Source organism: uncultured Thiohalocapsa sp. (genome assembly GCF_913062725.1).
Taxonomy (GTDB): domain Bacteria; phylum Pseudomonadota; class Gammaproteobacteria; order Chromatiales; family Chromatiaceae; genus Thiohalocapsa.
Genome location: NZ_CAJXWY010000032.1, coordinates 1 through 13,998, shown reverse-complemented (window position 1 = coordinate 13,998; position 13,998 = coordinate 1). Strand labels below are relative to the sequence as shown.

At 68.2% G+C, this 13,998-nt stretch carries 12 protein-coding genes; 5 read left to right on the top strand and 7 right to left on the bottom strand.

The genetic code is table 11. The annotated features are described in order from the left end of the window. The first annotated feature begins 19 nt into the window (after window positions 1–19). From QZ588_RS10285 to QZ588_RS10275, 3 genes are all read left to right on the top strand, one after another. Window positions 20–1,603, top strand: coding sequence for a GAF domain-containing protein (locus QZ588_RS10285; protein ID WP_295542388.1), 1,584 nt, complete (start codon window positions 20–22; stop codon window positions 1,601–1,603). 96 nt (window positions 1,604–1,699) lie between these two features. After that, entirely contained in the window at window positions 1,700–2,506 is an 807-nt protein-coding gene (gene mtgA, locus QZ588_RS10280; protein WP_295542387.1) for a monofunctional biosynthetic peptidoglycan transglycosylase, read from the top strand. Between the two features lie 358 nt (window positions 2,507–2,864). Further along, window positions 2,865–4,349 carry an MFS transporter gene (locus tag QZ588_RS10275; protein WP_295542385.1) on the top strand — a complete coding sequence of 495 codons (1,485 nt, stop codon included), beginning with the start codon at window positions 2,865–2,867 and terminating at the stop codon, window positions 4,347–4,349. A 47-nt stretch (window positions 4,350–4,396) separates the two neighbouring features. Here QZ588_RS10275 and recG read toward each other — a convergent pair whose 3' ends face one another. Beyond that, the gene (gene recG / locus QZ588_RS10270; protein WP_295542383.1) at window positions 4,397–6,511 is read right to left on the bottom strand and encodes an ATP-dependent DNA helicase RecG; all 2,115 of its coding nucleotides are present in this window, start codon (window positions 6,509–6,511) and stop codon (window positions 4,397–4,399) included. 67 nt (window positions 6,512–6,578) lie between these two features. Here recG and QZ588_RS10265 point away from each other — a divergent pair, with 67 nt between their 5' ends. After that, window positions 6,579–7,001, top strand: a complete 423-nt coding sequence (locus QZ588_RS10265; RefSeq protein ID WP_295542381.1) for a secondary thiamine-phosphate synthase enzyme YjbQ — start codon at window positions 6,579–6,581, stop codon at window positions 6,999–7,001. Between the two features lie 51 nt (window positions 7,002–7,052). Here the strand turns inward: QZ588_RS10265 and mltB are convergent, their stop codons facing one another. After that, entirely contained in the window at window positions 7,053–8,162 is a 1,110-nt protein-coding gene (mltB, locus tag QZ588_RS10260) for a lytic murein transglycosylase B (protein ID WP_295542379.1), read from the bottom strand. A 261-nt stretch (window positions 8,163–8,423) separates the two neighbouring features. Here mltB and QZ588_RS10255 point away from each other — a divergent pair, with 261 nt between their 5' ends. Beyond that, a complete protein-coding gene (locus QZ588_RS10255) occupies window positions 8,424–9,245 on the top strand; it encodes a ComF family protein (RefSeq protein ID WP_295542377.1) in 822 nt (273 codons plus the stop codon). Window positions 9,246–9,717: 472 nt separating this feature from the next. Here the strand turns inward: QZ588_RS10255 and QZ588_RS10250 are convergent, their stop codons facing one another. The 5 genes from QZ588_RS10250 to rnhA all read right to left on the bottom strand — a co-directional run. Further along, a complete protein-coding gene (locus QZ588_RS10250) occupies window positions 9,718–10,215 on the bottom strand; it encodes a hypothetical protein (RefSeq protein ID WP_295542375.1) in 498 nt (165 codons plus the stop codon). Between the two features lie 291 nt (window positions 10,216–10,506). Beyond that, complete coding sequence (gene rfbD / locus QZ588_RS10245; protein ID WP_295542372.1) at window positions 10,507–11,415, bottom strand: dTDP-4-dehydrorhamnose reductase; 909 nt, start codon at window positions 11,413–11,415, stop codon at window positions 10,507–10,509. Between the two features lie 57 nt (window positions 11,416–11,472). Then, on the bottom strand, window positions 11,473–11,946 hold the full coding sequence (locus QZ588_RS10240; RefSeq protein WP_295542369.1) for a single-stranded DNA-binding protein: 474 nt from the start codon (window positions 11,944–11,946) through the stop codon (window positions 11,473–11,475). A gap of 77 nt (window positions 11,947–12,023) precedes the next feature. Next, on the bottom strand, window positions 12,024–13,418 hold the full coding sequence (locus tag QZ588_RS10235; RefSeq protein WP_295542367.1) for an MFS transporter: 1,395 nt from the start codon (window positions 13,416–13,418) through the stop codon (window positions 12,024–12,026). Window positions 13,419–13,569: 151 nt separating this feature from the next. Next, window positions 13,570–13,998: ribonuclease HI (gene rnhA / locus QZ588_RS10230; protein WP_295542365.1), on the bottom strand; the 429-nt coding region annotated here is incomplete at its 5' end.

Sequence of the window (13,998 nt, the reverse complement as noted above, 5' to 3'; positions counted from 1 at the left end):
CGAGCCAAGCCGAACGCGGATGACCGATCTGGACCCTGGTTTCATCGAGGCCTGCGAGCGCGAGGCGCTGAACCGCATCGGGGCCATCCAGCCCTATGGCGCGCTGCTCGGCGGATGCATTGGCGACGGCGGTATTCGGTGCGCCAGCGCGGATCTCGAGGCCTGGCTCGGCGTGCCGCCCGAGCACGCCCTCGGCCTGCCACTGCGGCAGTTGCTGGACCGGACGCGCGCCGCCGGCGCCGAGGCGGGGCTGCGCCCCGAAGCGGCAGCAGCGCTGGAGCAGGCGCTCGCCAGCGCGCCGCCGCCGCGCACCGGACATGCCGAGAAGCTCGTGCTGGCGGACTTGACCGGCGGCCCGCGTGGCCCGTTGGACGCGATGCTCTCTCGCACCGCCGAGCATTGGCTGTTGGAACTGGAACCGGCCCTGCCGAGCGCGCAACAGCAGCACGCCCTGCGGCCGGTGCCCCACGCCCTCTACCGCATGCCCCACACGGCGCAGGAGTGGGAGGCACACTGTCGGCTCCTGGCGGAGCAAATGCAGCACTTGAGCGGGTTCGGGCGTGTGATGGTCTATCGTTTTCTGCCCGACGGCTGTGGCGAGGTCATCGCCGAGGCCGCCGAGCCCGGTCTCGCCCCCTATCTTGGCCTGCGCTACCCCGCCTCGGACATCCCGCAAATTGCCAGAGACCTCTATCTCGCCAACCGGCACCGTCAAATCCCGGACGTGAATGCTGCACCTGAGCCCATCGTCGCCGCCTCTGGCTTCACGTCGGACCTGACCCAGTCGGACCTGCGCGCCGTCTCGCCGGTGCACATCGAATACCTCCACAACATGGAGGTGACCGCGTCCCTGTCCTTTTCGGTGGTGCTGAACGAGTCGCTCTGGGGACTCATCGCCTGCCATCATCACGAGCCGCGCGCGTTAGCCTTGCAACTGCGCGAGCGCTGCGCCGATCTCGTGCAGGTCTTCGCCCTCGGCGTCTCCGGTTACCAGACCAGCCGCAGGCTCGCCGCGGTCAGCGACAGTGATCGGGACATCGCCCGGCTGGCGGCGGGCATCGCCGCCTTCGAGACCGGCGCCGACCGCGACTTCCACGTCGCCCACGCCCTGCTCAAGCTGGTCCGGGCCGACGGCGCCGTGCTCGCGGACGCCCGGGGCGGCGAGCTCGCCAGCTACGGCAGCACGCCCTCACCAGCGCAGGTGCAGGCGCTTTTGACCTGGCTGGAGGGTACGCATCCTGAGCCCATCTTCGCGACCAACGCCCTACCCATCCTGTATTCACCGGCGGCCGCCTATCAGCGCACCGCCAGCGGCCTGCTGGCGGTGCGCGTCGGCGCCTACCGCGACGGCGAGCGCTTCGAGCGATACTTTCTCTGGTTTCGCCCCGAGCAGCCGCAGGTGGTCCACTGGGCGGGCGATCCGCGCAAGAGCAAGCTCTTCGACAGTCAGAGCACCACGCGCTCGCCCCGCAGCTCCTTCGCCGCCTGGCTGGAGACCAAAACCGGCCATGCCGAGCCCTGGAGCGATACGGTGCTGCTGAGCGCCAAGAAGTTTCGTGGCCTGTTGCTGCGACATCTGAACACGGACCTGCTGCGGGACTGACACCGCCGCCCGCGCGACGCCCCGGGGCCCCGCCCGGCGGCGTCTGATCCGGGACCGCCAGCCGCCCGACGGGGCGTCCATGCCAAGCCTGAGCCCGTGAGCAAGACCCGACGTACCAAGCGCCGCGCGAGCCGCCACCGGCGCCCCGGCATGCTCATCAAGGCGGTCGGCATCGTCTTGGGGGCGGGCGTCCTGCTGTCTGTGCTGTTGGTGGCGCCGCTGCGCTGGGTCGATCCGCCGACATCGGCGTTCATGGTGCGCCACTGGATCAGCGCCACCGGGTCGGGGGCGCCCAGACCGCGCCTGTTTCACGAATGGGTGGACGCCGACGTCATCCCGCCGGTGATGGCGCTCGCGGCGGTGGCCGCCGAAGACCAACGCTTTCCGGAGCACGTCGGCTTCGACCTGGTCCAGCTGCGCCAGGCCTGGGCCGAATACCGCTCCGGCGGACGCCTGCGCGGCGCCAGCACCATCAGCCAGCAGACGGCGAAAAACCTCTTCCTGTGGCCGGGCCGCGACCCGTTGCGCAAGGCGTTGGAAGCCTGGCTGACGCTGGTGATCGAGGCGCTGTGGCCGAAGGAGCGTATCCTGGAGGTGTATCTCAACATCGCCCAGTTCGGCCCGAGCACCTTCGGCGTCGGCGCCGCAGCCTGGCGCTTCTTCGAGCGCCCGGCGGCGGCGCTGACTGCCACGCAGGCCGCCAGCCTCGCGGCGGTGCTGCCCAACCCGGAGCGCTATCGGGCGGCGGCACCGACTGCCTACGTCGAGCGCCGCAGCCGCTGGATCCGTCGGCAGATGCGCCAGTTGGGCGGCATCGCCTATCTGGACGGTGTTTGGCCGCTGCGCGCCTCAACGCCCGCCCAAGCCAATGCATCCGCGCGAGGCGGCCGGGCTCCGCCCTGAGCACCGTCACCATCCATGCGGCCTGGGCGCCACCCGGGCCGAAGTACGCTGCGGGCTTGGCATGGCGTATCCACACAGCCCGGCAACCCGTTGCGCCGACCCGGATGCTCCCGCAGCACCTCACCTGCGGTGTTGGGACATCTCCTATACCGAAAACGGCAGGACAATCGTTTGTGCCATTCAGCGTGATTGCTCTCGCCTTTCACGATAACGATATGGCTCGGCCTTGTCATTAAAAGGTCAAGGAACCGTCATGCCGTGTTCAAGCGTGTCAATTACGGTGACGGCGGCTTCGGAGCTGCGGCCTCCGCGGTCTTCTCGCATCTGTAAACCGACACGCCGCTCGAGGACGTATTTCATGGCAGTGAACACAGGGCCAACACCGCCCCGCAGTGTCCAAAACTACATCGATGAGACGCCCGTCTGGCGGGATGGCACGGAGACCAACTTCGTGCCGCTCACCAGCATGCAAAAGCGCATCTGGCTATTGGCAACAGCCGGCAAGTTCTTCGAGGGTATGGTCGTCTTCATGACGGGTGTCGCACTGCCTCTGATGGTGGTGGAATTCACCCTCACCCCTTCCCAGAAAGGCATCATTGGCGCAGCAGTCCTCGCCGGTATCCTCATCGGTGCAACGGCACTCGGCGGCCTCTCCGATCGCTTCGGTCGCAAGCGCATGTTCATCACCGAGCTGATCATTTTCGTGGGCTTCCTGGTCGCCTTGGTCTTCAGCCCGTCCTGGCTCTGGACAGCGATCTTCCTACTGGGCATGGGGGCCGCATTGGGCTGTGACTATCCCACGGCCCATCTCGTGATCTCGGAAAGCATTCCCAGCAAGGACCGGGGTAAGATGGTACTGGGTGCGTTCGGCTTCCAGGCCGTGGGTGCCTTGGTGGGTACGGCGGTCGGCTATCTCATTCTCGCCAACATCCCGGAGGTCACCGCCTGGCGGTGGATGTATGCATCAGCCATCATCCCCGCGATCCTGGTAATCATCGGCCGCTTCTATATCAGTGACAGCGCCCAGTGGCTACTCTCGAGAGGCGAGAAAGCGCAGGCGGAGCACGAAATCCAGCGGCTCCTCGCACGCGAGCCGCAGTATCCTCAGGGCATTGAATTAGCGGAGACGGCCACCGCGTCGGACGAGCGGCGCCGCGCCACGGGATTCGGCGCACTCTTCTCCAGAGCCAATCGCCGCGCCACAGTCTTTGCGTCATTGCCCTGGTTCCTGCAGGATCTTGGCACCTATGGGATCGGCATCTTCACGCCCACCATCCTCGCCGCAACCGTCGGTCATAAAACCGACAGCCCTCACAACATTGCCGACATCATCAGCAATGACATCATCGCCGCCAAGGGTGCGGCGATACTCGATCTATTGTTGATTATCGGCATCCTGGCGGCCGTCTTTCTCGCCGATCGCATCGGCCGGGTGCGCCTGCAGGTGATCGGCTTCATCGGCTGCGCCGCGGGTCTGGCCCTGGCGGCCTTGTCGCTCAATACCAGCGGCGCCACCCAGATGTTCCTGCTCTTCGGCGGCTTTATGCTCTTCAACTTCATGACCAACCTCGGCCCCAACGCGCAGACCTACCTGATCGCCGGTGAAGTTTTCCCCACCGCCATCCGTGGCAAGGGCGCCGGATTCGCTGCCTCCTTCGCCAAGATCGGCGCTGTGACCACCGCCTTCCTATTTCCGGTATTGCTGGCCGATATCGGCACTCAGAACCTGTTGATGATCCTGATCGGCACCTCCATCGCCGGGGCTCTGATTACCTGGCTGTTTCGCATCGAGACCGCCGGACTGAATCTCGAGGACGTGGGCCGGGAGCCGTCGCGGGATTGATAGGACGAAGGACCGGGCGCCCGCAATGGGGCTGACACACCGGACGCTCAAATGTGCCCGTAGGTTTCGCGGTCGCCGAGCCAGCGGTGGATGAGTGCGGTGATGCGCTCGCCACCGGCGGGCGAGCGGTCCGCCAGCAGCTGATCGGCGCCCTGCTGGGCCGCACGTACCAGATCCTTGTCGCGCAGGGGATCGGCGAGCCGGAACGCCGCCATCCCCGCCTGCCGGGTGCCGAGCACCTCGCCGGCGCCGCGCATGCGCAGGTCCGCATCGGCGATGGCAAAGCCGCTGGTCTCGCGGCGCAGGATCGCCAGGCGCTCCCGCGCCGCCGCGGTGAGGGGCGCGTGGTAGAGCAGCAGGCAGAAGCTCTCCACGTCGCCGCGGCCGACGCGCCCGCGCAGCTGGTGGAGTTGCGCAAGGCCGAGGCGCTCCGGATTCTCGATGATCATCAGGCTGGCGTTGGGCACGTCCACGCCCACCTCGATGACGGTGGTGGCCACCAGCAGGTCCAGCTCGCCGGCGGCGAAGGCGGCCATGACCGGTTCGCGCTCGCCGGCCTTCACGCGCCCGTGCACCAGGCCGATGCGCAGGTCCTGCAGGCGCTCGCGCAGATCCGCGGCGGCATCCTCCGCGGCCTGGGCCTGCAGGGCCTCGGACTCTTCCACCAGGGTGCAGACCCAATAGGCCTGGCGACCGGCGCCGCAGGCGCTGCGCACGCGCTCGATGACTTCGTCGCGGCGGCTGTCCGGCACCGCCACGGTCTTGATGGGGGTGCGCCCCGGCGGTAGCTCGTCGATGACGGATAAATCCAGATCCGCGTACACCGCCATGGCGAGGGAGCGCGGGATGGGCGTGGCGGTCATGATGAGCTGGTGTGGCAGGCGGCCGCCGTCCGCCCCCTTTTCGCGCAGGGCCATGCGCTGATGCACGCCGAAGCGGTGCTGCTCGTCGATGATCACCAGCCCCAGCGCCGCGAAGGCGACGTCCTGCTGGAACAGCGCATGGGTGCCGACGATGACCTGGCTCTCGCCGGCGGCAATCCGCGCGAGTGCGGCCGAGCGCTCGGCGCCCTTGTGCCGGCCGGAGAGCCAGGCGATCTCGATGCCGAGGGGCTCGAGCCACGCCGCCAGGCTCTTGCGGTGCTGCTCGGCGAGGAGCTCGGTGGGCGCCATCAGCGCCGCCTGCCGACCGCATTCCACCGCCCGCAAGGCCGCCAGGGCGGCCACCACGGTCTTGCCGGCGCCCACATCCCCCTGCAGCAGCCGCATCATCGGCCGGGCGCCGGCGAGATCCCGCTGAATCTCCTGCAACACACGACGTTGTGCGCCGGTGAGCGGGAAGGGCAACGCCGCCAGGAGGCGGCCGCACAGCGTCCCGCCGTCGCCGAGGGCCGCCGCCATCAGATGGCGCCGCTGCGCACGCAGCCGCCGCAGGGCCAATTGGTGGGCCAGCATTTCGTCGAAGGCGAGTCGCAGACATGCGGGATGACGGCGCTCCACCAGCGCCTGCACCGGCGCGTCCGCCGGCGGACGGTGGACGATCTCAATGGCCCTGTGCAGCGCCGGCAGGCCCAGGGGGTCGGCGATGGCCGCCGGCACCAGATCCGACAGCGCCCGGGGATGCGCGGCGAGCAGCGCCAGCGCCTGATCCGTGAGGCCGCGCCAGGTGATCTGCTGCAGGCCCTCGGTGGAGGGATAAATGGGCGTGAGTGGCACGTCCACCGCCGCGCCATCGCCGACGGCGCCCGGCGTATCGTCGACCCGGTACTGGACCTCGGGATGCACCATCTCCAGCGTCTGCGGCCCCTGGCGCACCTCGCCGAAGCAGCGCAGGCGCTTGCCCATGCCCATCCCCTCGATCTGCACCCGGGAGAAATGGAAAAACCGCAGCATCAGTCCGCCGCCCGCCTCGTCCCGCAGCCAGACCTTGAGCGAGCGGCGCCGGCCGTGGCTGATCTGGGCGTCGACCACCACGCCCTCCACCAGCACCTCGTCGCCGTCGTGAAGGGTCGCCAGCGGGCGCAGCCGGGAACGGTCCTGGTAGCGGGCGGGCAGATGGAACAGCAGATCCGCCACCGTCTGGATACGCAGCTTGCGCAGACGCTCGGCGAGCTTGGGACCGACCCGCTTGAGACCCGTGACCGGGATCTGATCCAATGCCATCGGGGCATCCGGGGCCGGCGTGTCGGCGGTGGTGCGAAGGTTGGGGCGATGTGACGGAGGCGCGGCCATGCAGACGAGTCAACAGCAGTTCGAGGTGGCCACGCGCGGGCGTGGCACGACCAACATTACCGCCCAAGTCCAGGCGGTGGTGCGAGACAGCGAGATCCGCACCGGACTCTGTCACGTCTTCGTGCGACACACCAGCGCCTCGCTGATTGTGTGCGAGAACGCCGATCCGACGGTGCGCCGGGATTTGGAGGTATTCCTGGCACGCCTGGTGCCGGACGGCGATCCGCTGTTCCGCCATACCGCCGAAGGCGCCGACGACATGCCCGCCCATGTGCGTGCCATCCTCACCAACATGGATCTCACCCTGCCCGTGGCGAACGGATGCTGCGCCCTCGGCACCTGGCAGGGGGTGTTCCTGTACGAGCACCGCACCGATCCCCAGCGCCGGCAAATCGTGGTGACGGTGCAGGGCAAGACCTGAGGGGACTCCACCCCACTGCACCCCGCAACCACCGCTGCAGATCGCGGATCGTCAGCCAGCGGACCGGGGCGCGGCGTCGGCACCGGGCTCGGCCACATAGCGCGCGCTGCCGCCGCGCCGGGCCCGCAGCGCCTGCGCCAGCTGGTGCACCGTCATGGCGTAATAGGTGCTTTTGTTGTAGCGGGTGATGGTCTGGAAGTTGTCCAGGCCAATCCAGTACTCGTAGCCACCCGAGGCGTCGAGCCGCAACAGGCTCACCTGCTTGTCATCCGGCAGTGACAGAGACGGGTGTACGCCGCGAGCGGCGAGATCGCGCACCCGGTAACGGCTCTTGAAGCCGACGTCCATGGATTGCGGCAGGCCCGTCCCGCCGGTGGCGGGCACCGTTACCGGCTCCCCGCTGCGCCAGCCGTGGCGCTTGAAATAGTGTGCGACGCTGCCGATGGCGTCCTCTTTGTTCCAGAGGTCGCGGCGGCCATTGCCGTCGAAATCCACCGCGTATTTCAGGTAACTCGACGGCATGAACTGACCGTAGCCCATGGCGCCGGCGAAGGAGCCCACCGGCTGGAACGGATCGAAGCCCTCCTGACTGGCCATGACCAGGTAGTTCTCCAGCTCGCCGGTGAAATACTCGCCACGGCGCGGATAGTCGAAGGCGAGCGTGGCCAGCGCATCGATGATGCGATGCTTGCCCATGTAGCCGCCCCATTTGGTCTCGATGCCGATGATGGCGACGATGTACTCCGGCGGCACGCCATACTGGCGCGATGCCCGCTCCAGCTCCGCCGCGTGCTGGCTCCAGAAGTCCGTGCCGCGGCTCAGCATGGCGGGCGTGATGTGGCGGGCGCGATAACGGCTCCAGGCGCCGTTGGGACCGGGCGCCGGACGCCACTGGCGGTTCATGTACTCGATGATCCAATCGTCCGGGCGCACCCGGGAGAAGATGCCCACCAGCTCGGCACGGGTGTAGCCGTTGGCCTGCATACGATCGATGAAGCGCTCCACCTCGGCGCGCCCCGCATAGGGCCCGCTGGTGAGCCGCGGCGTGCTGCTGACGGCGACGGGTCGCTCGCCCGCGGTTGGGCGGGCGCTCGCGAGCCTGGCCTCGGGTGGGTCGATACTGGGGCTGGAGCCACAGCCGGCGAGCGGCGTGAGCAACAAGAGTGTGATGATCCAGAACGGCGAGCAACGCATTGATATCCCCCGGAGGCCGGCTGTTGGCGCCGGCTTATGTCGTTGATCAGCGTGTGAGATATTAGCCGGAAAGCGCGCGGCTGTCGCGCGGCGGCGGCGCACGGTGGCGCGTCCGGTCGGGCGGCGACGGCGACCCCGATTCCGGTGCTTGCCACCGGCGGCGATCCGGCCGCAAGATGCGACATCGACCCATGCGTGCACCACCACAGGGGCCGCCGCACAGCCGCCATGCCAGACACTGTCCCGAGCACTGATCCGGGTCCTGATGTTGGCCCTGACGACGACGCTGTCCGGTGCCGGCGGCGACCACCGGCGGGGGCATTCGGGCGCTGGCGCCGGGTGGCGGCGGACCTGATTTTTCCGCCCACCTGTATCCTCTGTGGCGCGCCGGGCGACGACGGCCACGACCTCTGCGCCGGCTGCGCCGCCGAGCTGCCAGTGCTCGGCCGTGCTTGCGTGCGCTGTGCGCTGCCGCTGCCGGTGGTGGCCGGTCACGGGGACGCTCATGCACACGACGATGACGGGCCCCTGTGCGGCGATTGCCGGCGCAAGCCCCCGGCGTTCACGCGGGCGCATGCGGCCTTTCGCTACGAGCCGCCGCTGCCCACGCTGGTGGCGGGCTTCAAATTCAACGGACGTCTGAATACGCTGAGACTGATGGGCGAGCTGCTGGCCACATCCCTGCATGATGCCGCCGTGACTCGGCCAGCCTGCATCATCCCGGTGCCATTGCACATGCAACGGCTGCGCGAGCGGGGCTATGATCAGGCGCTGGAGCTTGCGCGTGTGGTCGGCCGGGCGCTGGACCTGCCCGTCGTCGCCGCCTGCGAGCGCACACGTGCGACGCCGCCGCAAACCGCCCTCGAACGTCAGGCGCGGCAGCACAATCTGCTCGGCGCCTTTCGCGCCGCTGCGGACTTGACCGGCGCCCATGTGGCCGTGCTGGACGACGTGATCACCACCGCCAGCACCGTCGGCGAGGTGGCCCGGACGCTGCGTCGGGCGGGGGCGCGCCGGGTGGATATCTGGTGTCTCGCCCGAACGCCGTGACGCCCGCCGCGTCGAGACCACCGGCGAGCCGCCCCATCAATGCGCTGCGAGCACCCGACAATCATCCACCGCACCCCCCGAGGGCGCCCCTGTGACCATACCGCCGAGCACGAGTGATGAAATTCCCGCAACTCCCAGTCGGTCGCTATTTCCATTGGCAGGGCGAGCGCTACTGCAAGACGGGGCCCGTCACTGCCCATGCGAGCGATGGCAGTCGCACACTCATCCCGCGCAGCGCCCGCATCGAGCCGGCGGACCCCGCCACCGAGACCAATGCCAACGCAAACCCCGGCACGGGCATTGCGCACGCCGACGTTGAGGCAGCGCTCGCCGCTTTCACCGGCAGCCTGCGTGAATACGCCGCGAGCCTGGAGGGGCCGCAACGCTCGGCACTCGACGCACACATCGATGCGGCGGAACAGGCATTCCGCCGAGCGCTGAGCCCACCGGGCATTGCCGACTCACAGGCGCTTCAGCGCGCCGGCGGTGCCGCGCGATCCTCCGCCCAGTCCACCACCCAGCGGGCGCCTTCACGCCGCAGGCGCACGTGCATGTAATCGGCCAGGTTCCAGACTCCGGACGCACCGAAGGCCGCCGGCGTCGGGAACCATACCAGGGCGTGGCTGGCCGCCAGTTCCACCACCTGGACCTGCTCCGGCACCCAAGTGGCGAGATCGCCATCGCCGCCAAGGACATGGGCGGTCATGGCCGCGGCGAGGTCGGGACTGAACCCCTGTCGGAAGTGGGAGTACACGGCATCCCGGCTGCGGAATGCATCGGGATGCTGCCAGTAGGCAGCCTCCAGACCGAAGGCGAAGCGCACCGCATCGACGACCGCCTGGGCAGGCGCCGCAGCCGGTCGTGAGGCCTCGGCGACGGCGGCCTGCCCCGACGCGGTGGCGACGACCACCCACAAGCACAGCATCGCCAGCAGGCTTGTGATCCATCCATGGCGGGCGACGGGGGACATGCGCGGGGGCATCACTCGGCAGCGGCACGCCCTGCGATGACAGGCCGGGGACGTTGCTCCAGTCTAGCGGATGTCCGAGTGGACGATGGCGACGCTCACCGCCGCGATGGTACCGGTGGTCGGTGTACTGGCGTCTCGGCGAGGCCCTGCGGCGGCTTGGTGACCATCATTGGACAGCAGTTGCCCAACGCCTGTCGGAAACGCACTTAGCGCTCTGACCATGCGACACGGTTCTACGCGAGGATCGGAACACGCCGGATTACCCGTGTCAGCCGACGCATCAGCGCTCGCCTAATGCGGCGGTTGCTGGGGCAGATCTTCGAGACAAAGGGCCAGCGACTGGCGCCAATCCGGCAGTGCCAGGCCGAAGGTGGCACGGAACTTCGTGGTATCCAGCACCGAATAGGGCGGACGACGAGCGGGTGCCGGATATTCGCTGGTGGAGATCGGGGTCAGCGTGCAATCGTTGCAGGTCGCCTCGCGGATGGCGCTCGCGAAACCGTACCAGGAGACGGCTCCGCCACCGGTGACGTGATAGAGGCCGCGCACCTGCCTGATATCCACGGCGCCGTTGAAGACGCCATGCATCACTTGGGCAGTCACTTCCGCCAGCATACGACTCCAGGTGGGCGTGCCCACTTGATCGTCGACGATGCGAAGCTCAGTGCGCTCGCGAAACAGGTTGAGCATGGTCAGCAGGAAGTTTCGGCCGCGCACACCGTAGACCCAGGCCGTGCGCAGCACCAGGGCGTCGGCGGCGGACTCCAGCAGTGCCAGCTCGCCGGCGCGCTTGGTCTCGCCGTAGACGCTCATGGGCGCCGGCTCGTCGTCCTCGCGATAGGGATGATCGGTGTCACCGGAGAAGACGAAATCGGTGGAATAGTGCACCACCGGGATGTCGGCGCCGACGCAGAGCTCGGCGAGCACATGCACCGCATCGGCATTGATGGCGCGGGCGAGCTCGGGCTCGCTCTCGGCCTTGTCGACGGCGGTGTAGGCGGCGGCGTTCACCACCGCATCCGGCTGCACATCGTTGAACACCCGGCGAATCGACGCCGCGTCGGTCAAATCGATGGCGGGACCGGCCTGTCCGTGCATCGAGGCGGCGATGACCTGGCCGACCGGCGCCAGCGTGCGGCGCAGTTCCCAGCCGACCTGGCCGTCGGAGCCGATGAGGAGAACACGGGGGAGGTCGGACATCTGCTACAAATCGAGGGCGCGTGAAAGCTGCTCAAAAGGTGGTGGAACGACACCTGCTCAAAACGGAATGTCGTCATCGAAGCCGGAATCGCCGGGAAAGCCACCCTCGGACGCACCGCCGCCGGTGGCAGGCTCCGGTGCGCGCTCCTGCTGTGGTGCAGTGCCATAACTTTGCCCCTGAGCGCTGTCACCACCACCGCGGCTGTCGAGCATCTGCATCTGATCGGCGATGATCTCGGTGCTCCAACGGTCCTGACCTTGCTGGTCCTGCCATTTGCGGGTGCGCAGCTTGCCCTCGATGTAGACCTTGGAACCCTTGCGCAAGTATTGCCCGGCGATCTCTCCCAGGCGCGCGAAGAGCGTTACTCGGTGCCATTCCGTACGCTCCTGCGGTTCCCCCGTCGTCTTGTCCTTCCAGCTTTCACTGGTCGCGATGCGAATATTCGTGACCGCGCTACCGGTTGCGGTGTAGCGGACCTCCGGGTCGGCACCCAGATTGCCCACGAGAATCACTTTGTTGACGCCGCGCATGAAACTTCCCCCGCCCCGTTGGAGCTACGTGCTCGAGCCCCGCGTGCCAGATACCGGTGACCAGCTCAATCCGCAGCCTACTGGTGGGCACCGGCAACAGCGCTCAATCTTGCCCAATCGATTCGCCGATTGTCCACTTTCAGATGGGCGACGCCTTCGTCCACGGCGATCACGGCCTCTTCGACCCCGGGCACCGCCAGCAGGCGCTCACGCAGATTCGGCAGCGCCGTCGCCGGCAACTCGCCCAGCGGCAGCAGATGGGTCACCAGCTGCCCGGGCGGGCGCAGTGTCCAGGCCACCGTGAGCCACACCAGCGCCGCGCCGGCGCCCACCAGGTACACCGCCTCGGGTCCAAAGCGCTCGTGCGCCAGTCCGCCGAGCAGCCCGCCGAGGAATGCGCCCGTGAACTGGGCACTGGCGAACACCCCCATCGCCGTACCCTTGGCGCCGGCGCCGGCGGCCTTGGACACCAGCGACGGCAGCACCGCCTCGAGCAGGTTGAACACCGTGAACATCACGGTGAGCAGGCCCGCCAGCAGCCAGAGGCTCGCCGGCGCCACCGCGAAGCCGAGCAGGGCAACGGCCAAAGCGGCCGCCGAGCCCACCAGCACGGCGCGCACCCGGCCCGCGCGCTCGGCGACGACGATGAAGGGCACCATGAGCACGATGGCCGCAAGCACCACGGGCAAATACATCTGCCAATGCTGCGCCGCCGCCAGCCCGGCGTCTGCCAGCGACAGGGGCAGCACCACGAACAGGCTCACCATGGTGAGGTGCAGCAGGAAAATCCCCCCATCCAGCCGCAGCAGGGTGCGATCTGCAACCACGCCGCCCAACTGATCCAGCACCGGCTCGGCGTCCCGATGCGTCGCCGAGCGCGCGGGCGAGGGCACCACGCGGGCCAGTAGCACCATGCCCAGCAATGCGAAGACAGCTGTGAGCCAGAAGATGCCGGAGACACCGATGAGCTCCCCCATCACGGGGCCCAGCACCAGCGCGGCAGCGAAGGACAGCGCCACGCTGATACCGATGGCGGCCATGGCGCGGGTACGCACCGTCTCGCGCGTCAAGTCCGCGCTCAGCGCAATCACGGCCGCCGCCACCGCGCCGCTGCCCTGGAGCGCCCGGCCGACAATCACCCAGTGAATGGAATCGGCGAGGGCAGCGATAACACTGCCAAGCGCGAAAAGGATCAGCCCGGCGTAGATGACGGGCTTGCGGCCGATGTGGTCCGACAGCAGACCGAAGGGGATCTGCAGCAACGCCTGGGTGAGCCCGTAGGCGCCGATGGCGAGCCCCACCAATAGCGGCGTTGCGCCGGTGAGGTCGTGCGCGTAGAGCGCGAACACCGGCAAAATCATGAACAGCCCTAACATCCGCAGCGCAAAGATGGCCGCGAGACCGCCGGCGGCCCGTCGCTCCAGGGCGTTCAGCGGCGGCAGCTCGGCGCGATTGGATGCGGTTTTGGACAAGCGATACACCTCAGATTGGCGAAAGACGATCGGCGGCGCGCGCCGGGCGGGCATCCGTGCCGGGCCCGACCCGAAGCCCGAGTACTTCGCTATGGTATCAGCTCCGCCGCCGGATGCCGGACGGCGTGCGGCGGTGGCGATCGCACCGACCTCAGCGACGCGCCCTTTGCCGCCGCGGGATCCCGTCGTTGGCGAGGCGGTCGGCGCGCTCGTTCTCCGGATGTCCGCTGTGGCCCTTGATCCAGCGCCAGCCGACCTTGTGCCGGCTTAGGGCCGCGTCCAGACGCGTCCAGAGATCCTGATTCTTGACCGGCTTGCGCTCGCGCGTCTGCCAGCCGTTGCGCTTCCAGCGCGGCATCCAGCGCTCCACACCGTCCTGCACATAGCGTGAGTCGACATGCACGATCACCGCAGACGGGCGCGTCAACGCCTCCAGGGCTTGAATCACGGCCATCAACTCCATGCGATTGTTGGTGGTATCCGCCTCGCCGCCGCACAGCTCTTTCTCGTGCGCACCCCAACGCAACAGCACGCCCCAGCCGCCGGGTCCCGGATTGCCCTTGCAGGCGCCATCGGTGTA